Raw genomic sequence first — 26,017 nt, 5'->3', positions numbered from 1 at the left:
CGCATCCTTATTGATTGAGAATCACATTTTCACTTTGATACAAATCGACCAATCGGCAAAATTCCCGGAACTCGCCGTACTTATCTTTCTCAACGCGGACCGGTAAAAATTTCAACTCTTCGCGAATTTCAATGTTGTTGCCGTCGACCGTGATGACGCGGGTATAGTCGCCGAACTCGCTTTCAATTGTACGGTCCGACGGGACTTCAATCGCATCGCCGCCTTTCGGCATCTCGAAGCGGGTGATGTTGGTTCGCGTCCAGGGATAGCTCAACACCAAATCGTATTCCCGATTGGTCAACTGAGCGTAACGCTGCGAGAGATCGTCTGAAAACAACGTGGTCGGAAACGCCAAACTGTTTGCCTGCTTTGTCCCAAACTGCGGGATGGCCAGTTCATACGCCAGGCGTTCTGAAGTCGCGTAATCTTCGAGATTCGATAAATCAATATTCGATGACGAACCGCCGGGGTAGCGGCTGACCAAGATGCGCTCGACCACTTCTTTCGCCTTGGTTTCGTTTTCATAGGTGCGGCGCACGATGGGGTTATACAGCCCGCGAAATTCTGAAATGCGGATGCCTTCGGCGTTGCCGTCTTCGTCGATGCGCAATGCGGTGGTATATTCGCCGCCGTTGTCCGCCGCTTCTGAAAAGCGAATGCGTTTGAAGAAATACTCACCACCCGGTTCGATAATTAAACTATAAGAACCTTGGTCGCCCGGCGGCAGTTCCGACGCATCAAAGAAGGTCGCGGTGCCGTCGATCCAATAATCTTTGCCGTCTAAGTCGGGTAAATAATAGATGGCGTGATTGAACAAATTGAGCGAGGGCAGTTCATAATCAATTTCGCCTTTGTCCGTCGTACGCAAAATCACCATACGCGCTTCGATGCCGAGTTCGCCCAACATCGCGACCGCCAGCGCCGCCTTGTCTTTGCAGTCGCCGTATTGCGCGTTGCAAATTTCATCGACCTTGTGCGGCTTGAAACCGTCGATGCCAAACTCCAACCCCAGGTAGCGAATGCCGGTGTTAACGTACTCATTAACGGCGCGCACTTTTTCCCAATCGGTCAGTTCGCGTTCCTGGCCCAGCCCGCGTTTGCGGCGGTATTCTTGCAGCACAAATTCCAGGCGCTCTTTCACAACCGGCCCTGGCTCAAGTTGGTCTTCAATCAAGTTCCAATACCAGTCCGACATATCCGACCAGGTCTCGAACGTTGATATCTTGATATAGGGCAGAACCTCGACCGCAGCGGGCATCAACGGCTCACGCGGCAACGCAGGCAAGTTGGTATAACGCCATTGGTAGGCGCGCTCGCCGTTTTCTTCTTTGACAACCGGTTCTTCTTGTAGTTCCGGCGGCGAACCCGCAAGCACGGAGGCGGGATAATTGGGGCCGATATATTTCCAGTAAAAAGCGCGCGACTGCGGCGTAATTAATACGTACTCCGTATCCGCCGTCGGCTCATAACGTCCATCGCCAATATAGAACTGGTCGCCGAAAAAGTCTGCGAAGATGTTGTCGTTTTTGCTGACCACTTCATATTCCAACTCGATGGTGCAGCCTTTTTCCAGCGCCGGAAACTGCAACACCGCCACCATGTAGTCCATATATAAACGCGCCTGGGCGTCCGCCGCAGAAGACGCGCTCTGTTTGCGAGCGGGCGGCGCATCGAACGCGCTGCCGTCCGGTTTATGAACGCGCGCGCGTTTCACGACGACGTCTTCCGTCCCCGCTTCGTAATAAATGGGGCGCACCTGCTGCATGCGCACGCCGGTGTCAGTCAACACCGTCACCGCTTCTTGCACGGTGCGGCTGGAGTTTCCGTTGGGGAACACTTTCACAATCGTCTGGCTCAGCAAAGTCAAATAATTCGCTTTGGACAGGTCTAACGACGCAGGCGGCTCCACCTCGCGCCAGTCGCGCAAATACGGCGCCGCGTAATTTTCTTCATCGGGCTGCAGCATTTCTTGATAGTCGATGCACCACGGATCGGATGGCAAAATTTCCTGGGCGCGGGCCAACGCCTGCAAGGCTTTGGCTTCATTGCCTAAGGCATGATTGGCGACCGCGGTCATACGGTGGGTTTGAAAGTCGTCCGGCGTGATGCGCTGAATGTCGGCCAACGTCCGCAGCGCCGCTTCATCGTTGCCGCTGGATTGATAATAGAGCGCCAAGTCCATCAGCCCGGTGACGGAAAAGGGATCAATACGGTTCTCATGTTTGATGAATACATCCACCGAATCAAGATTGCCGTTGCGCAATGCGATGCGTCGCAAGGTATGCACAACTTCCGCATTCATCGGGTCGTCTTCTAATGCGCGTTTGAGAATATCGAGTTGCTGCTCGCGCGAAACCGAATCGCCCAAAAACTCAAGCAGCAACATCAACCCTTCGCCGCCCAAATTCTCTTCGTATTGAAGCAACAGCCCCGCCGCCGCTTCGCCGAGGCCTTGTTTGCGCAGCATCTGCGCCTGCAATAGCCGGGCGGAAAGCGGGACCTTATGGTCTTTTTCCCATTCGCGAATCAGCTCGAAGCCTTTGGTCGCATAGGCGGAATTTCGGTAATAATTCAGCAGCCCCATAAACGCCGCTAAGTCGTCGGGGTCGCTTTCGAGCACTAGATCATACGCCAGCCGCTGGCGGTTGTCTTGCGGCTCGGTGTCTCCCAGATGGCGCAACAACAGCGGGTTGCCGGGGTAGCGCTTACACATCGCGCCCATCAGCGCGTTAGTGCTTTGGTCGTTTTGGTCCGCCGTTTCGAGCAGCGACAACATGCGCACATAAAACAGCGTACGCTGCGGGTCGCGTCCGGCGTTTTCGCCGAAGGCTTTCAATTGTTTGATGGACGTGGCTTCAAACAAAAAGGCGTCGTCGTTAACTTGCTGGTCTGGTTTCGGCGTATCGTTTTTCAGATCAGGCTGCGCATCCGTCGCCAGCGCAACTTCGCTCAATTCTTCGTCTGCAACAAACCGCGCATACAACCCAAACGCGCCTTCTTTCGGGGCCGAAACTTTGACCAACAGCGTGTTGCGTCCTTCGCGCAATTCACACGCGGCCTCGGCCTGATCGGGCAGCGCCGCGTGGTAGCGGTTCACGTCCATCACCAAGACGCCGTTGAGCCACGCTTTGACTGCGCCTGCATATCCAAGCGAAAGTTTTACGCGTTGGTCGCTGGGCGAATTGACCTGAGACGCCAAATAAACGGTCGATTCTTGCGCTGGCTGTACGCTGGCATGAAGGTCGATATATCCATCATAGGGATCAACCAGCAACGGGCGCCAAGTCACGTCGCGCCGCCGTCCGGGAGATGTCGCCGATAGGTCTAATGATTCTTCCGGGCCATACGCCTGGCTGTGTCCGCGTTTCTCGGTGTTGTCGAACGGCCCGCAGACCCAAAATTGCGTCAGAAAATTGAGTTCGCCGAATGCCGTTTCCGCATCGCTCCATTTGCCCAGTTTTTGCAGCAGTTGGGCGCGGGCGAACAAAGCGCGGTCGCTGACGTGGCTGACGAGGTCGTCGCGTTGCAACAAGGCGCCGAGACGCTCGAGCATCGCAGCGGCGTCTTCCCGTCCAGAGACCCGGTGATACGCTTCCAGCAAAAACAGAGGCGCTTCGGGCGACGAGGCGCCGTTTTCGAGCGCGTCTAAAAATGCGCTGAGAGTTTCGCCTTCCTCAACGCGGCATTCAGACAAATAGGCGCGCCCGGCTTGCGCCATCAAGTCATCAGCGTCTTCTTCGAGCGTACGGTCAAAGCCTTCGATGGCGGCGGCGACGTCTCCCGTTTCCAGAAACGAACGCCAGATGATTTCACCGCGCCCCGCCGACCAAGCGACGTTGGCGCCGAGCAATCCAACTAAGAGTAAAATAGAAAATCTTGTACGAATAGGGTTCATCATGAATTTATACTCCATAAGCCTAACTGGCCGGCGGTCGATTCAGTGGATGCAGTTTACATTGACCCAAGCGAGGATGACGTTATAACGATAACAGGTTACTATGGTCACGATCTAAATGGGAGGGAACACTACGGATATGGCGAACCAGCCGCCCACGGGCGCAACAGTGCAAAAAAAAGAAATATTCTTTATTCTGATCGCGGGATTATTTGTATTTGGCGCGATCATCACGGGAATCATACTCACCCAAAATCTCGACCCGGAGCGCGCTTGTATTGATGAATTCAAAAGTGTTCTGTTTTCCGCGATTGAGAAGAACCCAGACATTATTGAAAACATGCTTACATCTCCCGACACCGCCCGCAAACAGATCGAAGCCATCGCAATCGCAAAGCCCGAAATCCAAACAATGCTCAAATCGAACCAACTCTGGGAGAGCCGCGAATCGCTATTCTCTATCGCCTGGGATGAAGTGCTCAACGAAATCCAACCTGCAGAACAATAGTCGCATTCAAATACTAATTTTTGGTTCATCCGGTAAGTGAGTACCTACATTGATGGATGGCCATAATTTTTATTCAGAAACAGGCTCCGGTATTTCAATAATTGATAAACCAATCAGGCATGGGTGGAACTCTGGGAGCGCCTGTGCATAAGAGCTTGAAAGCCCGCACTGAAGCGGGCAGAGTTGTACCCATGCCTGATACAGCGAAAGATCAAGGATTTACGAAAAAGCGTCAAAAAACGCAATTCAATTTAGTGTGTGTTGTGATTACAGATCGATGTCTTTTGAAACGTTCAATTGGCGGGCCGACTTTTTAATATCGGAATAATACATTTTATATTTGTGTTCTTTGCAATATGCGACCGCCTTAAACAATTCGCTCTTGGCGTTTTCAATCTGGTCTAATTGGCGGTAGGTTTCCGTCAGGTCTAACATTGCCAGTGGAAATTCCGGTTTCAACTCCAAGGCTTTGGTGATGTAATCCAACGCTTGCTTGGGTTCATCGAGTTCTTCTAAGTAAGTCTTACCGATGGAGTGATAGGTGTGGTTGAGGTAATAGGCTTCTTCGTCGGTGAGCTCTTTTTCTTTGGCGACCGTCAATGCGCGTTTTAGAAAATGCAGCCCCTTCTGATAGTCTTCTTTCTTACGAATATACAAATTGCCCAAGTGATGATAGGCCAGCACTTTTTCGGGGTTGGCTTCAATCAAGTCTGACAGGATATTTTCGGCTTGATCGAGGTCGCCGCCCAACAAGCCGGGCAGATCGCGAAGCAAGATGGCGTACCCCAACTGAGCGCGTTCATTTGTTGGATCCAATTTATAGGCTTTGGTGTAGAGCGATTTCAGTTCAGCCCCATCTGAAATCAGTGATAATTTTGAAGCGCCCCGCTTGGCCTGCTCGCCCATTTTATAGGCCAGGGTCTGGGCCAGCCATGCCATAATTTCGGCGTCATCGGGGCTCGCGGCCAATGATTCTCTAAAGATTTTCTCTGCTTCTTCGTATTGATCTGAGAAGAAGAGTTTTTGTGCGCGTTCAATTTTATTGTCTGAGGTAAAGCCAGCGGCGTGCGCTTCTTTTCCTTGCGCCAGGCATGGCGAGGTAAGCGCTGACAGACTGAGCGCAAGGATGATCGTAAGAATGGAGAGTGGTTTCATATAGAAAAGAAATACCTTTGCATTAATCTAGGCAACAGTATACCATAGAATTTGAAAAACGTGAAATGACTATTAATTCTACTTTAACATATCTCACACACAATCGACAACTTGACCAACTCCACGCAATCGGGCGAGTTTAATGAAGGTTTGCGATATTGTACAATTTTATAGCCCACTAGGCGGCGGCGTTCGCCGATATATTGAAGACAAATCGCGTCGGTTTGCAGACAAGCCCGATATTGAACACTTGGTCATTATCCCCTCCGACCAAAATGCGGTTGAATACCAATTTGGCTCTAAAGTCTATCATATCAAATCATTACCTCTCATCGGCTCGATTAGCTACCGCATGTTGCTCAATCAGAAGCGCATCTTCGCGATTTTGGATGAAGAACGACCCGACATTATCGAAGTCGGAGACCCTTACCGTTCCGCCTGGATCGCGTTGGAGGGTGGAAAACGGCTGAATGCGCCGGTTGTCGCCTTTTATCACTCCGATTTTCCCCGTGCATTGGGGCGCACCATCCGCCGATTTTGCGGAGGTTCAATTCAAACGCTGCTTTCGGCGCCGATTAACCGCTATGTCGTTAATTTATATAACCAAATGAGCGCAACCGTGGTCGCGGGCAAGCGTCTACGCGGCATATTGACGGACTGCGGCATTAACAACGTCGCCCATATCCCCCTTGGCACGGACGTAACCAAATTTCACCCGAACCCGAATGCGCCTCGAATTCGTAAAGAACTTGGTCTCAGCGATAACGACACCCTCATATTGTTCGTCGGACGCTTAGCGCGTGAGAAAAATATAAGGGCGCTGATTCGCATGATGGACGAATTGAAGAACAACCCCGGCGGGCCAGGGCGCTGTCATCTATTGCTGGTCGGCGACGGCGAACTGCGGCGCATCGTTGAACGGGCGCTCAGTAAAAACGACTCCATTTCGTGGTTCCGCTATTGCACTGACGCCGAACACCTGACGGCGTACTACAGCGCCGCTGATATTTTTCTCCATGCGGGCGTGTATGAAACCTTTGGGCTGACTTCGCTTGAAGCCCAGGCCTGCGGGACCCGGGTCATTATCGTAAACGGCGGCGGCATGGAAGACACCGTCGAAGGCGAAGAACCGCTGATTACCGCTCAATCGCCTCATCCCGCCGATTTAGCGGAGGCGGTGCGCAAGGTACGCGCCTTGCCCCACTCGCAGCCGTCCGAGCAACGGCGCCAGCGCATGGTTGAAAATTTTTCAATCGAAATGACAATCGACCGTCTGGTTATGCTATATCATCATTTATTAGACGGAAAACTCGCGTCTGAATTCACCGTAAAATCTGAACCTCATACAATTGAGACCCATGAGCCTAACCATTCGACCTTATTCTCCAACCGACCGTGAAACCGTACGGCGCATCTGTTGCGATACGGGTTTTTCCGGCTCTCCGGTCGATCCGTTGTTTTGCGACCGTGACGTATTCGCCGATTATCTCACTCGTTACTATACCGACTGGGAACCCGAATCGGCCTTCATCGCCGAAGACGACGGCGAAGTAGTCGGATATCTTTTAGGTTCCGTGCGCCCCCGGCGCCATGAATGGGCGCAGGCGTGGATTCTATGCGCCCAGGTGGCCCCAAAAGCCTTGCTGCGCTTGCTCACCGGACAATACAATCAGGCCAGCCGCAATTTTCTCTGGTGGTGTATGACCGAAGGCTCCAAACAAACCCCTGACGCGCCCAAACACGGCGGGCATTTGCATTTCAACTTACTGCCGGCGTATCGCGCACAAGGCGGCGCAGGCGGCGTCGGCGCCCGCTTGTTGGTTCCCTTTGTGAAATGGGCGCAGCAGAACGGGCTCAAGCGCGTCTACGGACAAATACAGACGACGGATGACCGCCGCACCGAACGGGTATTTAATAAATTCGGCTTTCATACTTACGACAAAAAAGAAATCACAAAATTTCGCCCCTTTCACGACAATCGCGTCTATGTGTCTACCGTTGTGCGGGAGCTCAAATGATCTGGCAAGGACAACGATTATCCTTCGTCGTTTCGTTTCATGATTTGGCGCCGCATTCGTGGGACGCCTGCCGTCTATTTCTGGATGACATGCATTCGATTGGCGTCGAGCGCGTCTCGTTGCTAGTGGTGCCTCAATGGCACGGTGGAGAAGACACCGATCAGAACACCGACTTCGCCGCCTGGCTGAGAGACTGCGCCGCGCAAGGCCACGAGATCACCCTGCATGGATACACCCATCTCGCGGATTCGATCGACGGCGGGTTGTTGCAGCAATTTATGGGCAATATCTATACCGCCCGCGAAGGCGAGTTTTATCAACTCAATTACGAAGACGCGCTTGCCAATTTGCAACGCGGTAAAGACATGTTTGAGCGCATGGGCCTCAAGACGCGCGGGTTCGTCGCGCCCGCCTGGCTGCTCAGCCCCGACGCGCGTCGCGCACTGATCGACAGCGGGTTCGAGTTCACGACATACTGGAACAGGGTCGAGGCGCTCCAACAAAACATTCGCATTAACGCTCCGACGCTGACCTTCAGCTGCCGCACCCTTTTACGCCGAACCATTTCGAAGCCCTGGGTGCGGTTTTGGAAATTCTATAATCATAACGCGCCGGTCTTGCGCCTTGCGGTCCATCCCGGCGATTTGAAATACCCCGCCGTTCGCGATATGCTGAAAGCGTTGGCGCGCGAGGCGCTCTTGACGCGGCAGCCAATGACCTACGCGGATGTCGCCGACGGCTGCTCGCCGCGCAAAACAGGGCGTCCGGCAACAGGCAATTCAGCCAAGGATGCAATGAGTTCGACGAACCCATGACCACCAAAAAAAAACTGACGCGTAACGACATGCTTCGTTATGGAATCCAAGGCGCCGTGTTGGGCGTCCTCGCGACCAGCGGCGTGTTTTGGTACACTCAGGAAGCGCAAACCTTCGCCGACTTGGCTTCGTTCCGTTGGGGATTTTTGCTTCTCTTGTTTCCAATGATTATCACCGCGTGGTTGTGCAACGGCGCCCGCGTATATATTCTCTCGCGCTCATTAGGCTACCCACTTACATACATACAAAGTTTGTCGGTTTCGCTCTCGACTGAATTCGGCATCGCCGCCACCCCGGCGGGCGTCGGCGGTACTGTCATTCGCCTGTCGCTGCTGCATCGCGGCGGCGTCCCGATTGCGCACGGCGCTTCGATGTTGGCGATTGACGTTGCGGTCGATTGCGTCTTTTTCGCATTGTTGCTGCCGCTTACGTTTTACGCGCTGCTGCATGAACCCGTGGTGCGCAGCGAACTACCGCCCATCGACGGCCCGCGCTTTCTGGTCATGCTGTTCATCATCGCGGCGATCATCGGCGGGCTGGCGCTTGCGGTCCGTTTAGGATTCATGGTCCGCATGATTCGCGGACTGGCGCGCTGGAAGTGGGCGGACAAACACCGAATGCCCGCCCGGGTGCGTTGGTATGAATGGCGTTTCGTTAAAGAGTTCATCAAAATGAAGCAAGGCATCACTCATTTATACCAAGTCAAGCGCGGCGTTTTATTTCTGAATTTCGTATTCGCCAGCATTCAATGGACCTGCCGTTACGGCGCGCTGCCGCTGATTTTGTTTGCGTTTAATATCCATCACCAACCGGTGTTTTTCTTTTTACTGCAAGGCGTGTTGTTCACGCTGTCGTTGATGATCGTACTGCCCGGCGGCGGCGGCGGCGTCGAAGTGATGTCGTATTTTGTGTTAAGCAAAATCATCCCGCCGCACTTAGTTGGCGTCGTGATTTTGATTTGGCGCTTTTTCACCTATCACATGTATCTGTTCGTGGGCGGGGCCATGTTCTTCTATACTTGTTTGCGGCTGCATCGTATTTTTCCGGCAGAACCGCTGACGGACGAATCCGTAGATTTTGAAGATGAACTGGAAGACGCAAATGAAGAAGCCGCTTGAAATTCGCCTCGACAAAGGAGCGCTGGTTCCTGAATGAATACTGCCCGGCATGACGCCCGTCGCTCGCAACGCAGGTTGCGCTTATTTGTGTTGCAGTTCGTCCCATTCGCCTCGTTGATCTTAATCAACGTGTTGTTTCTCGCGATGCTGGATACGCTGTTCGCCAACAAAAAACGCGCATTGATTTTAGACTCCCGCGTCGAGTTTGCTGAAATTAAAGACGAAGTCGCGCCGATTCATGCTCAACTCAATTTAATTCTAAAAACCCATCGCGACGCCTATCTCGAAAAAGCCAAAGAATATCTCGACAATTACGCAAACACTTTTTTAGAAAAAGAACACCCCTGGTTTGGAATTATTCTTGAAGACGAAAATCAAAACGTGGTTGCGCAATACATTAACAAAGACAAACAAAACGAGTACAACGACTGGACCAACTGCTTGTTCTCGCGGGATTTTCAAGCGCCGATGGTGTCGAGCGATTTTAGAATCACGCTGATGTACGCCTCCCCCAAAGGTTGGAAATCCATCGAAACCATGGTCGCGCAGTATTGGCTTTTTGCGGTATTTTTTATTAGCGCGACAGGGCTGGTTTACCTCTGGCTCTATCGCAACGTACTTTACCCATTGCTGCGCATTGGCAGTTCCATGCAACAGATGGCGCGTCCCGGCGCGGTCTGTCTCATTCAAAAACCCCAGCACGACATCGAACACGCTTTTAACCATCTGGCCCGATTGCAGCGCGAAGTGTATTTCGGCTTCGAGATCGAACAGCTCGCCGGACGCCTGCAAGACCGCGCCGACGACGCCGAAGTGGTCGATGAATTTTTGCGCGGCGCGGGCGCGTCAATCGGCAACGTTTATCCGTTCCAAACTGTCGAACCGTTTCACTTCGACAATGCGGACGCAATCTTCACTCCGGTTTCTTCCGACGCAATCGAAACGCCCCAGCCGTTTGACAATTTCACCCCCCGCTGGATTCAGGCGAACTGCGTTGAAATTCCGTTGCGCATCGGCGAGCGCTTCGCCGGCTGCCTGCGTTGCGCAATTGACTTGCCGGACAGTCTCCCCCAAAGCGAATGGGAACAAATCGCGCAAGAAATCCAAAAGCAAAGCGAGAACGGCCTCGCCCGCGCGTTCGCCCGCAGCCAGGCGCTAGTCGAAGAACGCAACCGTTTCGGCATCAACCTCGCCACCAACATGGGCCACGACCTGACCAACATCGTCGCCACCGGCAAATGGGACCTCGACACCATCCAGCGCGCGCAAAGCATGGGCATCGTGCAACTCAATCCCGAGCGCGGTTCCTTCTTCGTCGAAGCCATCGACGGCCTAAAAAACAATCTCTATTTCTTGCAGGAAATGGTGAACATCTACCGCTCGTTTGGCTATGCGCGCCGCCCCCGTTATGAAGAAATCGACCTATCAGAACTGGTGAGCGATCTGGCGGGGCTGTTTCGCCTATCGACTTCGCGTGAGTTTGAGTTAGACGCGCATACGCCCGGCGCGACCCCCGCAATGATCGAGCCGCGCCTGTTGCGCATGGCGTTATTTAACCTGCTGGCAAATTCCTCACAGGCGATTGCGCGTTCGGGCGTGAAAGGCAAAATTGACATCCACCTTGAACCCAACGGCGCCGAATCCGTAAAGATATCCATTTTCGATAACGGTCCCGGACTGCGTCACGCCGATGGAAACCTGATGACGTCAGAAGAAGCCAAGCGCGTGTTTCAATCCGGGTTCAGTACAAAGGAAGGCTCAAGCGGCGGCGGACTCGGGCTGGCGTGGGTCAAGTCGATTGTTGAGGAATTTCATCATGGCCGCATTCAGGCGATGAACCGCCCCGAAGGCGGCGCCTGCATCTCATTCACCATCCCGCGCACACGGGAAGAAGAAGATTGAAGAGTGCAATGTCATTGACTTAAGGGGTGGCAAGGGCAAGGCGAAGTGAAACGAAGCCAGCCCTTGCAGACAATCAATCAAAGGCTGAATTCGCTGCGTAAAACTCAAAATACATATACACGCAAACGTAGGGGCGCAGCGCGCTGCGCCCGAATCCCCCCTGGCGCTTTCCGCGCCGTCCCCCCTTAAAAAGGGGGGCTAAAAGTCTTAAGTCAATGACATTGTTGTAGGGGGGGGTCTTAACCCACCAGCAATACAATTCGGTTTTCCTCAAGGGCTGTCGTCGCTCCGCGTCAACTTACCTCGCCACCCAGCCCGTTTCGCCAGAGCGAAAACCCGTCTTATAACGCCTCGGGTTTGCTTTCGCGTTGCATGAGGTTTTCGACCGCTTGTTTAGGATCGCGGCCTTGTATGACGACGGAATACACTTCTTGCGAAATCGGCAATTCAATCTGATGGATTTGCACCAAATTCGGAACGGCTTGCACCGCCGCCACCCCTTCGACCACCATGCCGATTTCTTCTTCCGCTTCTTGAGGGCTGTAGCCTTTGGCGATCATCTCGCCGAATTTCCGGTTGCGGCTATGTTGGCTGGTGCAGGTCACGACCAAGTCGCCGAGGCCGGACAAACCAATGAAAGTTTCTGGCTGAGCGCCCAGGCAGCGCCCGATTTGGCTGAGTTCAAACAGTCCGCGTGAAATCAACGCCGCGCACGCATTGTCGCCGAAGCCGAGTCCGTCCGAGATGCCGACCGCAATGGCCAACACATTCTTTAACGCAGCGCCAATTTCAACGCCTCGGCGGTCATGGTTGCGATAGACGCGAAAGCGTGGGTTTTGAAACGCATCTTGAATCTCGCGTGCAATGGCTTCATCCGCGTGAGCGGCGACGATGGCCGTCGGCAATCCATTGGCGACTTCTTCCGCATGGCTGGGGCCGGACAACGCCGCAACGCCGCGTAATGCGCCCGATTGAAGAGACGGCTGCCAATGACCTTCCAGTTGTTCGCTAAGCGTATGCAGCGTTTGCGCCTGGATCCCTTTTGATGCGCTCACCGCAATTTTGGGGCGACCTCGCAGAAACGGCGCAAAGCCCTCCGCAAACGGCTTCATCACTTTGGACGGGACCGCAACCACCAAAAGTTCACACTCATCGGCAAACGCATTGGCGTCGGCGACCGCCTGAATGGCGTCCGGCAAACGAACATCGGGCAGTTTATGCAGCAAGCGCCGCGTCGATGCGATCCGCTGAATTTCGTTGGCGTCATTCGACCACAAAAAAACGCGGTGTCCATTGTCATTGAGCACCATCGCCAGCGCAGCGCCCCATGAGCCTGCGCCCAACACGCCGATGGTTTTTGTTGCTGTACTCATTCTGTTTCTCGCTTTTATGACTTCGATCAAGAGGATAACATTTAAGCATACCCGCGATTCTTCAACCAGACGACCCATGCAACTCATGAGTTCTCAAGGCAAGCCTGATTACTCCCGATGTGATACAATACCCTAAATTCTTTTGGGAGCCTCAGCGCCGCTTATGCCGCAACTACCGCCGGAAGACATAACGCTGCAACGTCAGCGGCTCGAATGGCTGATCGGCCTGCGCTGGTACGGCGCCGCCAGCGTAATCGCCTCGGCGCTGATTGGGAATTTCGTTTTTGGCCTTCATTTTTCACTGACGGCGCTGTTCGCCATCGCGTTTTTCATGTTCGCTTATAACGCCTACTATGCGTTCCAACTCAAACGGCCCAAGTGGGGCCGCAGCATGGCGCTGCAGCAGATTGTTCTCGACGTGTTATCGTTAACGCTGATTTTGTTAATGACCGGCGGGTTTATTAATCCATTTTTCACCTTCTTTTTCTTTCAAGTCATCATCGCCTGGATCATGCTGCCGCCGCGCCAGAGCGTCGCTATAATCGGGCTTATCTTTTTTTGCTTCGCGATACAAGTCTTCGCGCCCAGCCTGGTTTCCGTCGATATGAACCTGAGCGAAGACGGCATTCTCGGCTTAGGGAAAATCCCCTTTCATGTGGTGGGCGCGCCCATTAGTTTTGTCGCGACCACATTGATGACCGCTTATTTCGTCTCGGTCATTATGGGCGACCTGCGCCGCCGCGAGGGCGAACTGCTGCAAGCGCACCAACGGGTCGAGTTGGAATTCAACAAACTCGACAACCTGCTGCGCCGCCTCGAAGCAGGCATGTTAGTGATGAGCGCAAACGGTCAGGTGGAATGGACCAACGATAAAGTGCGCGAATGGTTCGGACCGGACGCGCCCAACGCCGACTACCGCATCTGCGCGGGTGCGTTTCAGGCGCTCCATGAAATTTCCACAAAAAACGATTTAGAACAATCGACTCTGTACCGTGAGGTGCGCCTGCCGACGCAGAACGACGGCGTACGCAACTTTGACACCATGGTGACGCCCATCATCAATGACAGCGGCGAATTGGTGCAGATAATCAAACTGATCCTCGACGTTACTGACCAGAAAAAGCGCAAAGAACAATGGGCGCGCGCCGAAAAACTGGCCGCCATCGGCCAACTCGCCGCCGGGGTCGCCCACGAAATCAACACCCCGCTGGGCACCATTCGCATTCTCGCCGAAGAAGCCCGCGATATTCTTTCTCATCTCGAACCCCAAGGCAAAGATTCAACCGAACTCGACGACGCGCTGCAAACCATTCATGAGCAAACCACGCGCTGCAAAAACATCACCCAGGGACTGCTCAATTATTCGCGCATCACCGAGCCAACCCTGCAACCCTGCCCGGTCAATCCATTGGTCAGCCAAGCGCTGGAAATCACCCGGCACAAAATCAACGGCATCCAAATTCACCAGCGCCTGCAAGACGACTTGCCGGACATCGTCACCGACGCCAACCGCATCCAGCAAGCCTTATGCAACCTCATCATCAACGCCGCCGACGCCATGGACGAAACCAGCCAGCCTGAGATGCAGATTGAAACTCAACAAGTCGACGATACAATCAGTATTCGCGTCACCGACAACGGCCCCGGCATCTCTCACGAAAATTTGCCGCACATTTTCGAGCCGTTTTTCACCACCAAACCCGTCGGCAAGGGAACCGGCCTGGGGCTGTATATTACCTATGGGTCCCTAAGAGAATTGGGGGGGCGCCTCGAAATCGAAAGCGAACCCGGCGTTGGAACGCAAGCAGCCATCACGCTGCCAATCAACCATGAATGATAACCCGCGCGCGATTTTATTTGTTGACGACGACGACGTCTTTCGCCGCACCGCCTGCCGGGCGCTGCAACGCAGGGGCTATGAAGTAACCGAAGCAGAAAACGGCGAAGCGGCGCTTGCCCGGCCCAACCTCAATGAGTGCCTCGCCGCCGTCATTGATTTGAAAATGCCCGGCATCGACGGCCTCGAACTACTGCAGCGGCTGGGCGAATCGGCGCCGGACCTGCCCGTCATTTTACTCACCGGACACGGCGACATCTCCACCGCGATTGAAGCCATCAAAAACGGCGCCTTTCACTACATGACCAAGCCTTGCGACATTCAAGAACTGGACGTGTACCTGCAAAAAGCCGTGCAGCAAAACCAGATTCAACGCGAGAACATTCACCTGCGCGACGCCATGCACCGCGCCCAGGAACAACACGGCATCGTCGGCGACAGCCCCGCCGTCAAGCAGGTGTTGGAACTGATCGACCGCGTCAAAAACTCCGACGCGCCCGCGTTGATTTTGGGCGAAAGCGGCACCGGAAAAGAATTGGTCGCGCGCGCACTGCATTACCAGAGCCAGCGCAGCACTCACCCGTTCATCGACCTCAATTGCGCCACGCTCAAGCCCGACTTGCTCGAAAACGAGCTGTTCGGACACGTCTCCGGCGCATTCACCGGCGCCAGCAACCAGAAGGAAGGCCTGCTCGCAGTCGCCGACCAAGGCTCATTATTTATTGATGAAATCGCCGACATGGACCCCAACGTCCAAGCCAGTTTATTACGGGTGATCGAGACCGGCGAGTTTCGCCCTTTGGGATCGACCAAGGTGCGCACCACCCAGACGCGCATCATCGCCGCCGCCAACCGCGACCTCGCTGTCGAAGTCAGCAAGGGGCGCTTTCGCGAAGACCTCTACTATCGGCTCAACGTGTTGGCGATTACCACGCCGCCGTTGCGGGCGCATAAAGAAGACATCCCCGAATTGATTGAATCCTATCTCAAGCGTTCATCGGCCGGACGCCGCGGGGCCCATTTCACCACTGAAGCAACGCACGTTCTGCAAACCTACAACTGGCCGGGCAACGTACGCGAGTTGTTCAATATTTGCGAACGCGCCATCTTGCTGAGCCACGAGCCAATGATCAGTGCGCAAACGGTGCAATCGCTGCTTTCGATGAAGACGTTTCAAACCACCGCCGCAACGCCGCCCCAACCGATGACGCCGCGCCCTGCGCCGCAATCAGGGCTTCGGAGTTTAGACGACGTCGAACGCGAGCATATCGACCACACCCTGCAACAAGTGGACGGCAACGTCTCACGCGCCTCCGACGCCCTCGGCATCGACCGCCGCACCCTGCAACGAAAAATGAAACGCTACGGCCTGCGCGGCGAATAACGCTTACCCAACCCGCCAGATTCAAATGAATCAAGCGATCAGTGAATGTTTCATGAACCACTCTACCGTCTACAATATCGAATTATTGAGCCTCATTAATTCGAGGGGAGGGCGAACCTCCTGGTGAGCCGCAATAAAGAGCAAACAGTTCGATAGCTCGCGGCTCGTCGGGAGACTCGCCCTCCCCACGACAAATTGAATCGCCTTGAATGAATTCCTCAAAGTTCCGCATAGACATGTGCGCCGGGAGACGTGGTTTCAGCGAGGAATTTGATCTGCTCAATCAACGCCGTGCCATGTTTTAGATAATATGAAATAAATGACAAATTGCGTTCCTGCAACGCGCCGCCGGGCATGAGCGACGCTTGCAACGCTTCAATCTGTTCGCGGGTCTGAGTTTCTTTATTGGCCATGCGGCGCAACAAAAGGTTCTCGCTGTTGTCTAATTCTTTCTGAATCTTGGCGGCGTTTTTATCGAGGACGCCTGCAATCGTCGGGTCAACGGAGGCGGCGCGTTCTTTCATTGATTCAAACCAGGCGCTCAATGCACGGTCGAGATCACCGCGCGGCGGTGCAGCGCCCTCGCCTTCACTGACCAACTGTTTGAGCAACGCCGCCGCGTCTTTTTTCAAATCATTGGGCGTGAGGTTCCATTTCTCCACCGTCTTGCGGTCACGCGGTTCCAGCCAGGTGATTCCCATACGCGGGACCAACACCGGACGCGGGACGCCGTGTCGCGCATAGATTGCATCCAATAAAAAGTGATAGCCCATTTCGCCCGGCCCCAACACCGCCGCCGCGATTGGATACACCGCGTCTTGCAACACAGGCCGTAAGATCGCCGAGGGAGAAAACGCGCCGGGATCATCCTGCAACAGTTGCTGCATTGCATCGATTGCAATGGTTTCGCCGCTGTCCGTTTGGAAACCCGACGGCGTGATTCGCAGCGCCTCACGCTTATGATTTCTAATGAGAAAAAACGCGGCGCGGTCTTCGCTCTTGTGCAACTGCTGCGGCAGGCCCGCTGCTTGGAGCCGTTCGCCTCGTTGAGAAATATCAACGGACGATTGTCCCGGTTGGTTGATTTCATCCGCCATCAGGCGCACCGCATCTTCACGCGCAAAGCGATCATCCGGGCGCAGAATGATCAGCCCGTCCTCGCCGAACATTCGCCACAACATCGCGTCAAAAAAGTCGGGGTAGGTTTGCGCCGACTGGCGGCATTCACGCAACATCGCAAAAAATTCGTCTTTAAAATCCGAGGGGTGCGTGGTTTCGTCGATGCGTGTGATTAAATCATCCAGCGGCAACTCATCCATTGCGATATGATATAACGGCCTGTGACCGGTTTCGAGTTCCCAGGTATACGATTCGACCTGGCGATCTTTATTGAGCCATTTCACCGAAGCGATTTCATCGAAGTCGTGGTCTTCGCTGGCGTTCCAAAAGGCGGGCAAAAATATTTCGTTGCGTTCCGCGCTGAGTTGTTTGGCGAGCGCAATCGCTTGCGCCGCTTTATAGAGAGTGAATAACGGGCCGCCCAATAAGCCGGGTTGCTGCCCGGTCACGACCAACAATACGTCGGCGCCGCGCAGCTGTTCCACCGCCTGCAAAACCGCCCCGGGGGCGCCGCGACGCAAATGAGACGCACGCAGCGATTCGGTTAAGCGCCCACGGTCGATATACTGCTCTATGTAAGCGCGACGCAACGACGCCGTTTCAGCCAGGTTCGCCAGGCTGGGCGGGGCGGCATCGCGCAAGTCTCCGCCCGGTTCAACCAGGGCGGCATAATACGGGCTGAGTTGCGCAGCGTTGCGCGACGGCCATTTTTCAAACAAAGGCATTTCATGTCCAATCTACCAGAAACAGTAATAACGATTACGATTAAACCCCGCGCCGGGCGCCGCGCCAAGAGCGGACATCCCTGGATGTTCAGCAACGAAATCGAACATCCCGACCCGAAGCCCGAACCCGGATCCATCGTGCGCGTCATCGACGACGCCGGGCGTTTTGTCGCGACCGGAATTTATAATCCGCATAGTTTAATCGCTATCCGTATTTTATCCCGTAAACCCAAAGAAGAGGTGGTCTCGGTTGATTGGTTCGCCCAGGCCATTCGTCAGGCGTTGGCGTTGCGCACATTGATTTACCCGGGCCGTGATTCCTACCGCCTGGTTTACGGCGAATCGGACGCGCTGCCCGGCGTCATTATTGACCGCCTCGAGTCGGCGTATGTGGTACAGATTCTCTCCGCAGGCATGGAACGCTGCATTGACGAACTGGTTGAGGCGATGAAAGTCGTATTGAACCCGACCACAATCGTCCTGCGCAACGATCACGACAAACGCGGGCTTGAAGGCCTGCCCAGTTATACGAAAACCATATTGGGCGACGAACCCGGCGTCATTGAGATGGAAGAATTCGGCGTCCGCTTTGGCGTTGACGTTTCCAGCGGCCAAAAAACCGGGCACTTTTTCGACCAAGCCGAAAATCGCGCCGCTCTGGCGCCGTTCGCCAAAGGCAAAGAGACGCTTGACCTGTTCTGCTACACCGGCGGCTGGGCGCTGCATTTGCTCCACGCAGGCGCCGAAAGCGCCATTGCGATTGATTCATCCGAACCCGCCATCGCAACCGCCCAACAAAACGCCGAACGCAACGGTTTTTCAGACAAAATGGAATGCGTGAAATCGGACGTCTTCCAATGGCTTTCAAGCGAACGCGCCGCCTCACGCCGATTTGACGTGGTCGTGGTCGACCCGCCCGCCTTCGCCAAGGGCGCCAAACAAGTCAACAAAGCGCTGCGCGGTTACGAAGACGTCAACCGTCAGGCGATCCATCTGCTTAGAAACCAGGGCATCCTATGCGCCTGTTCCTGCTCGTACTTCGTCAAAGAAGACGACCTGATCGGAGCGCTGCAAAAAGCCGCCCACCGCGAACGCAAACGCTTGCAGATTCTCGAAGTACGCGGCCAATCCAAAGACCATCCGGCCTTGGCTTCGATGCCGGAATCACGTTATTTGAACTGTATCATCGCTGCGGTGTCACTTGAATAAGAATAAAAAGGAACAAAATAGACAGAATTGTCGTACTAATTATTGAATTCCTAACAGAATTCTAATACAATCGTAAATTGCACTTGTTTTAACAAGGCATGTCATAACTTTAACCGTATGATGTGATTCGATCCATTTTTTCCTTGAATCTTCAGTGGGTGGATACAACTCTCATGTACTCATTTCAAACGATCCACATTGCGGCGCTCGCATTTTTGCTTTTGTGCGCAGCACTGGTTACAACACCCAGCGCCAGCCATGCGGATGAAGATATTGACGTCAACCAGCGCATTGAAACCTTAGAAACCGAAAATGCGCAACTCAAATCGCTGATTGAATCGATGCAGAAACGCCTCGACGCACTCGACGGCGGCGGCGAGGCTGAAGAGAAAAAGAAAGACAGCGATAAGAAAAAAAAGAAAAAAGATGACGCAGACAAAGACGCGTCTGAAAATACCGATAACGAGCCGAAAGCAGACGACAAGAAAAAAGACAAAAGCGAAGACGACGGCATTCGCAAGAAAGACGCCCCCTGGCTTCAGTCAATTAACAATGAATATTTTCGTCTGGGAGGCCGTCTGCGCTTCGGCTATTTTGATGTAGAAAATGAGACAGACCTTCCCTCCGGCATCCCCGAAAACCCCGGCGGCAGCTTCACCCTGAATGACTTTCGATTGAAACTCGACGCCGATTTCACCAACGACATCAGTTTCTCCAGCAAGTTTGACACCTCGCACAGTAAAGGCGAAAACGCACTGGTCGAAGCCTATGTTGATTTTTCTGATTTGGTTCTTTCATCAGAACTTCGCGCCGGGCTTCAACCCGCGTTCTGGCGCCCCGACCGTTTCACCAAATATTATCCCATCAATGGACGCGCCTTCTGGGCGAAACGCGACTTGGGCGTGACCTGGAAAGGCGACTGGGACCCGGTCAATGTCTATGCAGGCGTCTCAAACGGATTTCCCCTCGACAATACGTCGCTAGGCGAAGACGACTCAAACGAAATTATCGGAACCGACGTCGATGAGTTGGATTTTGACAGTTCAAGAGAATTAAGCGTCGGCGTAGGATATAAGTTAGACTTCGACGATTATGGAAAACTCGACATTCTCGGCTTCGGCGTGTTTGGCAATTTAGACGAAGACGACCTCGACTTTTTGCGCGTCCAGGTTCCCGGCTATGGAATATCACAGAGAGATAGCCGCCGCTGGTGGGGCGTGAATCTCGAATATGACATCGCCGATTGGGATTTCTTCGCGCAAGCCATTGGTGCCCGCGACGGCGAATTAGAGCGCTTTGCCTGGTATGCGGAAGGCTCATACAAATTTGATATTGATGATATCAAATACCTTCAGGCCGTCCGTCCGCTGGTGCGCTACAGTTCACTGGATACCAACTTGACAGCGAGACCGTACTCCTTCGGCGGTTCGTTCACCTGGGACCGTGAACAATGGATGTTCGCCGTCATCTCAGAACTCACGGATAACGTATCTTTCCGTACCGAATACGCCCTCAACCTGGAAGAAACAGGCGGCCCCGACTCAAGCAACAATGAAATTTTATTGCTCCTAACTGTAGAATTTTAGAGAAATTACAGACAAAAACGTATTATTAGGATACTGTTAAACGTGGTTCAATTGTTATCACACAGTACAAGCAACCATTAAAAGGGATTTGTTTAAAGCATGAGTTCTCCTGGATTAGCAGAAGGCGTTAAAAGTGTCACCGATAGCGTTGCGCAATCAGAAGTGTGGAATTTTTTCTCCACATTTCTATCGGACCCCCCTCCTCACCAGGGGACCGTCGAATATGCGGACACATTTCACGAATTATTTTTGGCGATGACTATCGCTTCAATTCTGGGAGCATTGTTAGCGTATCATCCAAAACGCGCCCATGAATTGAATAGCGAAGTCAGTGACGCCGTTGTCAAAAAAACACAAATCCTGATCTGCGTCGCCGGGTCAATCATCTTTCCACTCATTCGGGGCGATTTGGCGCTGGCGTTTGGCCTCGCGGGCTTCGGCGGGTTCGTCCGCTACCGCACAGCGCTCAGCAACCCGATGGACCTTTCGATGATCTTCATCCTGATCGGCCTCGGCATGGCGTGCGGGTTGCAGTATTACTCAATCGCTTTAGCCATTACGGGATTCATTTATCTTTTGCTCTACATTATGGACATTCCCAACGGTTCGCGGCTGGCGAAATGGGATATTCGCGTCGACTCGACCAACCCCAAAATCGTTCATGATGCGTGTATAAAAATATTCAGAGAACGCGAATACCACGTTGAGCGCAAGAGAATCAATAACGAGCGCGGGCGCTTTCGATGTATTTTCATTGCCAAAAACATATTCAATACCGATGAATTTGGCAAGCAACTTCATGAGTCTTGCGGACCGGATATCACCATCCACAACATCGACTGGGCAAAACGAAAATAGGCGCCGGTTCCAGCCAGCGCCTAATCAATGATACAAATAATAGAGCCTGGGTTTCAGGCTCTATTTCTTTTTACAAACCATAAACGTATGGTCGTGTTCCAGCCCGCCATGCCGCAGCAGCGTCTCTTCACATGCAGCCGCCATCCTCACCAGGGCGGCGTGTTCACGGCAGGTTTCTTCTTTAAAATTCCCCATAATGGCTTCAAACAAAATATGAAGTATGGTCCCGCCGTAGTCTCGCTGTTCGAGCACATCAAAACGGTCATGCAGCGCCTTGACGATGCGGTCAGAACAAACCGACTCAAACGCCATGTGCTTTTTCATAAATTCGATTGAAGGCCGTTCGACAATACGCTTTAGTTTCTCCGGTTCGCGGATATTGCGGGTCAATTCAACCGGAAAACACTTGAGCAATTGATTGGCGATCTCGAGTTGCTTGTCTGTCCATTGAAAACGATAGGGGCCGACAAACTCATTGGCGATCAGCAGCCCACCGGGCTTGAGCCGACGGCTGAGACCGTCCAGACAGGCTTCGAGATCAACAATGTGATGCAGCGCCATGAACCCATAGGCCACGTCGTATTGCGCTGCGAGAGGCGCGTCATCTAAGTGGTTGGCGTCGGCGACAAAATACTCGACGCGGTCGCCTAACCCGGTTTCCTGCGCAGCCTTGCGCGCCGCCTCGACCGCCCCGGCGCTTACATCAAAGCCGTGCATGGTTTCAACCAGTTCGCGCTTTACCAGCAGTTGCTCTAACTCGCCGTGTCCGCAGCCGACGTTAAGGCCGAGTGTTGCAGGTTTGCGAAAGTATTTCTCCCGTATATACCCGAGGCAATCCACATCCGGCTTGCCGCTGATGCGCAGATTGACGGCGCGGTAGATCAGCGGCGATTCAAGCCAGGAGGTGCGCTCGCCCGGTTTGGCCTGGCCCCACAATTCGCCCTCGCGTTCAAGCATACGCTGATACTCAGCGTTGCGGGCGTTCACGACCAGTTCTTTCCGGCGGGATCAAAGCCGTAGTCTTGCAGCATTTGTTCATAGCGGTAACAACGCGCCTCTAAAACATCCAGCATCTCTTTACTTTGTTTTAAATCGCTGTCTTTTTCTTTGAGCAGGTGCTCAAGATTGTGCGCGTGTTCGAGCAGGCCTACGCGATGATTTTCAGCGACTTCGAGCCGCGCTTTGAGGTCGGCCAGTTCCGCCGCCGAGATTGAGATTGTATCCGGGTCCATTCAACTCACCTGCTTCTATTCAAACTGATCTGTTGTTGACTATAAAAAACTAGTTTCGGGACAATCCGCCCGTTCGTCAAGCAATAGCGCCCTTCTCCGGGATGGAAATACTCCCTCAAGTCACTATCATACGTTTCGTTCATCTTTGAAATGCAGGAGCAAGGACCGAAATGCCGTCTGATAGTTTAGCGCCCAAAGCGCCGTCGCCGATTGTGTTAAACGAGGTCATCCCCTGGGGGCGCACTCTGGATGAATACCGCCGCATGTTTGCGCTCAGCGACGATGATTTAACCAGACGCATCGTCGGCTGCGGCGACGGCCCCGCCAGTTTTAACGCTGAACTCTCCGCGCAAGGCGGGCGCGTCCTTTCGGTTGACCCGGTTTATGAATTTTCCGGCGAAGACATCCGCCAGCGCTTCGAAGAAGTCTATTCTCAAATGGTGGAGGCCGCGCGGGAAAATCAAGACAAGTATCATTGGAACAGTATTGCGTCTCCCAACGAAATGGGCCGACGGCGACGCAAAGCGCTCACTCTATTTCTTGATGATTATGAAACCGGCAAGCAACAAGGCCGCTATCAAAATCATACCTTGCCCGACCTCCCGTTCTCAGACAATGAATTTGATCTCGCGCTATGTTCGCACTTGCTGTTTACCTACAGCCACTTGCTTGACGCGGAATTTCACCTGAACGCAACGCTGGAGATGCTGCGCATCGCGCCGGAAGTTCGCCTCTTTCCATTGTTAACGCTGAACGGGCGCCCGTCGCCGCATCTGAATTACTTACAACAGCAACTGCCGCAACGCAACGTAGAGTTTGAGATTGCGCAAGTCGATTATGAATTTCAAATTGGCGGCAATCAGATGCTGCGCGTTTGGAAGCAATAGCCCGCGATGAAACAACCGCCCTCTTCTCACACGATCACAGCCATACGGCGCGGACTGCTCGCGTGGTATCGCCGCGAAGCCCGCGACCTGCCTTGGCGACGGACGGACGATCCCTACTGCATTTGGATTTCGGAAATCATGTTGCAGCAAACCCGCGTCGAAGCGGTGATTGACTATTACCACCGTTTTCTGGCGGCGTTTCCAACCGTACAAGCGCTAGCGCAAGCATCCATCGACCGCGTGTTAAAACAATGGGAAGGCTTAGGCTATTACAGCCGCGCGCGCAATCTTCACAAAGCGGCGAAAATCATCACGACCGAATTTGGCGGCGCCTTTCCGAAGAGCGTTGAAGAATGGATGACGCTGCCGGGCATCGGGCGCTACAGCGCAGGCGCCGTGTGTAGCATCGCCTTTGGCGTACGCGCGTCCGTCGTTGACGGCAACGTCAAACGCGTGTTGGCGCGATTGTATGCGATTGAAGCCTCCATCGACGACGCAAAAACGATCAACCAAATGTGGAAACTCGCCGATGCACTGGTCGCGCCGCGCAGCCCCGGCGATTTCAACCAGGCCATGATGGAACTCGGCGCCCGCGTTTGTCTGCCTAAACAACCGCGGTGCGGAGAATGTCCATTAACAAAACGCTGCGCCGCCCGATTGCAAAACATCGAAAAGACGTTGCCCGTCCGCAAAGAAAAAAAGACGCCGCCTCATGCGCACGTCGTCGCGGCGGCGATCAAAAAAAACGGACGCTATCTATTAGGCAAGCGCCCGCCCAATGGAATGCTGGGCGGGTTGTGGGAGTTCCCGGGCGGCAAAGTCGAACCCGGCGAGACCCACCAGGAAGCCTTACGCCGCGAGATTCGCGAAGAACTCGGCGGCGAGGTCAAAGTCGGCGAGCATGTGATTACCGTCGACCACGCCTATACGCATTTGACAGTTACCATCCACTTATACCGATGCGAGTGGCTGTCGGGCAAACCGCAAACGCTGTATCACGAAACGCTCAAATGGGCGCCGCGCTCGCAGTTCGACCAGTACGCATTTCCCAAAGCGAATTTGATGTTCCTCGACTTACTCTAACGAGCGGGAACGAATTCCCGACGGTACGATCCGCCACGGATCAAGACCCGCGACCGTCAGTTCAATAGAGTAAAGCCCCGTCCGCGCCGTGACGAACAAGGTTTTGAAATCAGCGCCGCCAAAAGCGAGATTCGCTGGTTGTTCTGGAAACGCAACCACGCCAATGCGCTCGCCGCTGGTGCTGTAAACCATCACCCCCGCAGAACTCGACGACCACACCCGCCCGTCAACATCTACCTTAATGCCGTCTGGATTCGAGACGCTGGCAAACCGCGACGCATTGCTGACATTGCCCTCGGCGTCCAGGTCGTAAACGCGAATAAAATTGCGGGTATCGTCGGCGACGTAGAGTTTGGTTTCGTCGGGCGAGAGCGCGATGCCGTTGGGTTTTGAATAATCATTATCGAGCAACACAGCCTCGCCGCCCGGCTTGACCCGGTAAACTCCATTGAAAGAAATCTCACGCGGGCGCCCTGACAAGCCCCAGTCAGGATCAGTGAAAAAGATGGTTCCATCAGACCGAACCACCGCGTCATTGGGGCTATTAAACGCGTCGCCCTGATAGGCGTCTGCAATCGCAACCACCGAACCGTCCGCTTCATGCGCTGAGATGCGCCGTCCGCCGTGTTCGCAAGCAATAACGCGGCCCTGCTCGTCGATGGTTAATCCATTGGAGGCGCCGCTGTCGTTGTCCCAAACGCTTAACGAGGCGCCGTCCCATTTCTTGATTTGCTCAGCGGGGATATCGCTAAACAAAAGAAACCCGTCGCGGTGCCAGACCGGGCCTTCGATAAACTGGTTGCCGCCTGCGAGTTTTTGAACTTCGCCTGCGGTTAAATCACTGATTGATTCTTGAGCAAATGCAGGCAGCAGCAACAACGAATAGACGCAAACAAGATAAAACAAACGGCGCATAACATCCTCCCAAAATTGGTTTACTCGTCCGGCATCGGTTCCACCCGAATGGTATTGGCTTTTACGCCGCGCAAGGCGGAGGCGTCTCCTTCAATGCGGCCAAAGACGATCACCTCGCTTGCAGCGCGCGGGCGTTCATCTTCGGAGGCGGGCGTCGGACCGAAAAAAATGCAGAACGCTTTGCCAGGAGGCCAAAACGCCAGATCGCCGACTTTGACAATTTCAACGCCGCCGCGCGCCTTCAATTCAACGGGGATATGGCAATAGATTTCATCGCCCCATGTCTGATAGGGCAGATCAAACGGCAAGACGTCATAGATCGCGTTCGCGGCGTCATTCTCTTCGAAGAGCGCCGTGAATTGCAGTTCGCCAAGGGTGATTTGTACGCGATGAGTCAT

At 53.8% G+C, this 26,017-nt stretch carries 21 protein-coding genes; 13 read left to right on the top strand and 8 right to left on the bottom strand.

The features are described from left to right. Positions 1-7: 7 nt before the first annotated feature. Complete coding sequence (locus P9L94_10650; protein MDP8244529.1) at positions 8-3,898, bottom strand: DUF3857 domain-containing protein; 3,891 nt, start codon at positions 3,896-3,898, stop codon at positions 8-10. 136 nt (positions 3,899-4,034) lie between these two features. Here P9L94_10650 and P9L94_10645 point away from each other — a divergent pair, with 136 nt between their 5' ends. Continuing rightward, entirely contained in the window at positions 4,035-4,403 is a 369-nt protein-coding gene (locus tag P9L94_10645) for a hypothetical protein (protein MDP8244528.1), read from the top strand. Positions 4,404-4,670: 267 nt separating this feature from the next. Here P9L94_10645 and P9L94_10640 read toward each other — a convergent pair whose 3' ends face one another. Then, complete coding sequence (locus tag P9L94_10640; protein ID MDP8244527.1) at positions 4,671-5,558, bottom strand: tetratricopeptide repeat protein; 888 nt, start codon at positions 5,556-5,558, stop codon at positions 4,671-4,673. Between the two features lie 142 nt (positions 5,559-5,700). Here P9L94_10640 and P9L94_10635 point away from each other — a divergent pair, with 142 nt between their 5' ends. From P9L94_10635 to P9L94_10615, 5 genes are read left to right on the top strand one after another with little or no spacing between them, the layout of a single operon-like run. Further along, complete coding sequence (locus P9L94_10635) at positions 5,701-6,957, top strand: glycosyltransferase (GenBank protein MDP8244526.1); 1,257 nt, start codon at positions 5,701-5,703, stop codon at positions 6,955-6,957. Beyond that, positions 6,917-7,576 carry a GNAT family N-acetyltransferase gene (locus P9L94_10630; GenBank protein MDP8244525.1) on the top strand — a complete coding sequence of 220 codons (660 nt, stop codon included), beginning with the start codon at positions 6,917-6,919 and terminating at the stop codon, positions 7,574-7,576. The genes P9L94_10635 and P9L94_10630 overlap by 41 nt, the downstream gene beginning before the upstream one ends. Beyond that, on the top strand, positions 7,573-8,391 hold the full coding sequence (locus tag P9L94_10625; GenBank protein ID MDP8244524.1) for a polysaccharide deacetylase family protein: 819 nt from the start codon (positions 7,573-7,575) through the stop codon (positions 8,389-8,391). The genes P9L94_10630 and P9L94_10625 overlap by 4 nt, the downstream gene beginning before the upstream one ends. Then, the gene (locus tag P9L94_10620; protein ID MDP8244523.1) at positions 8,388-9,509 is read left to right on the top strand and encodes a lysylphosphatidylglycerol synthase transmembrane domain-containing protein; all 1,122 of its coding nucleotides are present in this window, start codon (positions 8,388-8,390) and stop codon (positions 9,507-9,509) included. The genes P9L94_10625 and P9L94_10620 overlap by 4 nt, the downstream gene beginning before the upstream one ends. A 33-nt stretch (positions 9,510-9,542) precedes the next feature. Next, entirely contained in the window at positions 9,543-11,411 is a 1,869-nt protein-coding gene (locus tag P9L94_10615; protein ID MDP8244522.1) for a HAMP domain-containing sensor histidine kinase, read from the top strand. A 341-nt stretch (positions 11,412-11,752) separates the two neighbouring features. On the opposite strand, the gene P9L94_10610 is transcribed toward P9L94_10615, so the two are convergent. Beyond that, positions 11,753-12,784 (bottom strand): NAD(P)H-dependent glycerol-3-phosphate dehydrogenase, encoded by a 1,032-nt coding sequence (locus P9L94_10610; protein ID MDP8244521.1) that lies wholly within the window; start codon positions 12,782-12,784, stop codon positions 11,753-11,755. Positions 12,785-12,947: 163 nt separating this feature from the next. Between P9L94_10610 and P9L94_10605 the strand changes: the two genes are divergently transcribed. Together P9L94_10605 and P9L94_10600 are read left to right on the top strand one after the other, a co-directional pair. After that, positions 12,948-14,621, top strand: coding sequence for an ATP-binding protein (locus P9L94_10605; GenBank protein ID MDP8244520.1), 1,674 nt, complete (start codon positions 12,948-12,950; stop codon positions 14,619-14,621). Then, positions 14,614-16,005 carry a sigma-54 dependent transcriptional regulator gene (locus tag P9L94_10600; GenBank protein ID MDP8244519.1) on the top strand — a complete coding sequence of 464 codons (1,392 nt, stop codon included), beginning with the start codon at positions 14,614-14,616 and terminating at the stop codon, positions 16,003-16,005. Before P9L94_10605 ends, P9L94_10600 begins: the two co-directional genes overlap by 8 nt. A 218-nt stretch (positions 16,006-16,223) precedes the next feature. On the opposite strand, the gene bshC is transcribed toward P9L94_10600, so the two are convergent. Further along, positions 16,224-17,849, bottom strand: a complete 1,626-nt coding sequence (bshC, locus tag P9L94_10595; GenBank protein ID MDP8244518.1) for a bacillithiol biosynthesis cysteine-adding enzyme BshC — start codon at positions 17,847-17,849, stop codon at positions 16,224-16,226. Between the two features lie 3 nt (positions 17,850-17,852). Here bshC and P9L94_10590 point away from each other — a divergent pair, with 3 nt between their 5' ends. The 3 genes from P9L94_10590 to P9L94_10580 all read left to right on the top strand — a co-directional run bounded on the left by P9L94_10590 (position 17,853) and on the right by P9L94_10580 (position 21,502). After that, entirely contained in the window at positions 17,853-19,058 is a 1,206-nt protein-coding gene (locus P9L94_10590) for a class I SAM-dependent rRNA methyltransferase (protein ID MDP8244517.1), read from the top strand. A 173-nt stretch (positions 19,059-19,231) separates the two neighbouring features. Beyond that, entirely contained in the window at positions 19,232-20,644 is a 1,413-nt protein-coding gene (locus P9L94_10585) for a hypothetical protein (GenBank protein MDP8244516.1), read from the top strand. Between the two features lie 99 nt (positions 20,645-20,743). Next, positions 20,744-21,502, top strand: coding sequence for a DUF4956 domain-containing protein (locus tag P9L94_10580; GenBank protein ID MDP8244515.1), 759 nt, complete (start codon positions 20,744-20,746; stop codon positions 21,500-21,502). 60 nt (positions 21,503-21,562) lie between these two features. Here the strand turns inward: P9L94_10580 and P9L94_10575 are convergent, their stop codons facing one another. Together P9L94_10575 and P9L94_10570 are read right to left on the bottom strand one after the other, a co-directional pair. Then, entirely contained in the window at positions 21,563-22,489 is a 927-nt protein-coding gene (locus P9L94_10575) for a class I SAM-dependent methyltransferase (GenBank protein MDP8244514.1), read from the bottom strand. Continuing rightward, on the bottom strand, positions 22,486-22,734 hold the full coding sequence (locus P9L94_10570) for a hypothetical protein (protein ID MDP8244513.1): 249 nt from the start codon (positions 22,732-22,734) through the stop codon (positions 22,486-22,488). Before P9L94_10570 ends, P9L94_10575 begins: the two co-directional genes overlap by 4 nt. Before the next feature lie 170 nt (positions 22,735-22,904). Between P9L94_10570 and P9L94_10565 the strand changes: the two genes are divergently transcribed. Both P9L94_10565 and mutY read left to right on the top strand, forming a co-directional pair. Then, a complete protein-coding gene (locus P9L94_10565; GenBank protein ID MDP8244512.1) occupies positions 22,905-23,621 on the top strand; it encodes a hypothetical protein in 717 nt (238 codons plus the stop codon). A gap of 6 nt (positions 23,622-23,627) precedes the next feature. Then, a complete protein-coding gene (mutY, locus tag P9L94_10560) occupies positions 23,628-24,704 on the top strand; it encodes an A/G-specific adenine glycosylase (GenBank protein MDP8244511.1) in 1,077 nt (358 codons plus the stop codon). Here mutY and P9L94_10555 read toward each other — a convergent pair. Both P9L94_10555 and P9L94_10550 read right to left on the bottom strand, forming a co-directional pair. Continuing rightward, a complete protein-coding gene (locus tag P9L94_10555; protein MDP8244510.1) occupies positions 24,696-25,619 on the bottom strand; it encodes an SMP-30/gluconolactonase/LRE family protein in 924 nt (307 codons plus the stop codon). The two genes, mutY and P9L94_10555, sit on opposite strands and share 9 nt — an antisense overlap. Before the next feature lie 20 nt (positions 25,620-25,639). Beyond that, positions 25,640-26,017 carry a cyclophilin-like fold protein gene (locus P9L94_10550; GenBank protein MDP8244509.1) on the bottom strand — a complete coding sequence of 126 codons (378 nt, stop codon included), beginning with the start codon at positions 26,015-26,017 and terminating at the stop codon, positions 25,640-25,642.

This window comes from Candidatus Hinthialibacter antarcticus (assembly GCA_030765645.1).
GTDB lineage: Bacteria > Hinthialibacterota > Hinthialibacteria > Hinthialibacterales > Hinthialibacteraceae > Hinthialibacter > Hinthialibacter antarcticus.
This window is presented reverse-complemented; position numbering and strand designations above follow the sequence as displayed.

What these genes read in the sequence shown, in the direction of transcription:
- P9L94_10650 (MDP8244529.1), bottom strand. Translation starts at nt 3,898, where the DNA reads ATGATGAACCCTATTCGTACAAGATTTTCTATTTTACTCTTAGTTGGA.
- P9L94_10645 (MDP8244528.1), top strand. Translation starts at nt 4,035, where the DNA reads ATGGCGAACCAGCCGCCCACGGGCGCAACAGTGCAAAAAAAAGAAATA.
- P9L94_10640 (MDP8244527.1), bottom strand. Translation starts at nt 5,558, where the DNA reads ATGAAACCACTCTCCATTCTTACGATCATCCTTGCGCTCAGTCTGTCA.
- P9L94_10635 (MDP8244526.1), top strand. Translation starts at nt 5,701, where the DNA reads ATGAAGGTTTGCGATATTGTACAATTTTATAGCCCACTAGGCGGCGGC.
- P9L94_10630 (MDP8244525.1), top strand. Translation starts at nt 6,917, where the DNA reads ATGAGCCTAACCATTCGACCTTATTCTCCAACCGACCGTGAAACCGTA.
- P9L94_10625 (MDP8244524.1), top strand. Translation starts at nt 7,573, where the DNA reads ATGATCTGGCAAGGACAACGATTATCCTTCGTCGTTTCGTTTCATGAT.
- P9L94_10620 (MDP8244523.1), top strand. Translation starts at nt 8,388, where the DNA reads ATGACCACCAAAAAAAAACTGACGCGTAACGACATGCTTCGTTATGGA.
- P9L94_10615 (MDP8244522.1), top strand. Translation starts at nt 9,543, where the DNA reads ATGAATACTGCCCGGCATGACGCCCGTCGCTCGCAACGCAGGTTGCGC.
- P9L94_10610 (MDP8244521.1), bottom strand. Translation starts at nt 12,784, where the DNA reads ATGAGTACAGCAACAAAAACCATCGGCGTGTTGGGCGCAGGCTCATGG.
- P9L94_10605 (MDP8244520.1), top strand. Translation starts at nt 12,948, where the DNA reads ATGCCGCAACTACCGCCGGAAGACATAACGCTGCAACGTCAGCGGCTC.
- P9L94_10600 (MDP8244519.1), top strand. Translation starts at nt 14,614, where the DNA reads ATGAATGATAACCCGCGCGCGATTTTATTTGTTGACGACGACGACGTC.
- bshC (MDP8244518.1), bottom strand. Translation starts at nt 17,849, where the DNA reads ATGCCTTTGTTTGAAAAATGGCCGTCGCGCAACGCTGCGCAACTCAGC.
- P9L94_10590 (MDP8244517.1), top strand. Translation starts at nt 17,853, where the DNA reads ATGTCCAATCTACCAGAAACAGTAATAACGATTACGATTAAACCCCGC.
- P9L94_10585 (MDP8244516.1), top strand. Translation starts at nt 19,232, where the DNA reads ATGTACTCATTTCAAACGATCCACATTGCGGCGCTCGCATTTTTGCTT.
- P9L94_10580 (MDP8244515.1), top strand. Translation starts at nt 20,744, where the DNA reads ATGAGTTCTCCTGGATTAGCAGAAGGCGTTAAAAGTGTCACCGATAGC.
- P9L94_10570 (MDP8244513.1), bottom strand. Translation starts at nt 22,734, where the DNA reads ATGGACCCGGATACAATCTCAATCTCGGCGGCGGAACTGGCCGACCTC.
- P9L94_10565 (MDP8244512.1), top strand. Translation starts at nt 22,905, where the DNA reads ATGCCGTCTGATAGTTTAGCGCCCAAAGCGCCGTCGCCGATTGTGTTA.
- mutY (MDP8244511.1), top strand. Translation starts at nt 23,628, where the DNA reads ATGAAACAACCGCCCTCTTCTCACACGATCACAGCCATACGGCGCGGA.
- P9L94_10555 (MDP8244510.1), bottom strand. Translation starts at nt 25,619, where the DNA reads ATGCGCCGTTTGTTTTATCTTGTTTGCGTCTATTCGTTGTTGCTGCTG.
- P9L94_10550 (MDP8244509.1), bottom strand. Translation starts at nt 26,017, where the DNA reads ATGACTCATCGCGTACAAATCACCCTTGGCGAACTGCAATTCACGGCG.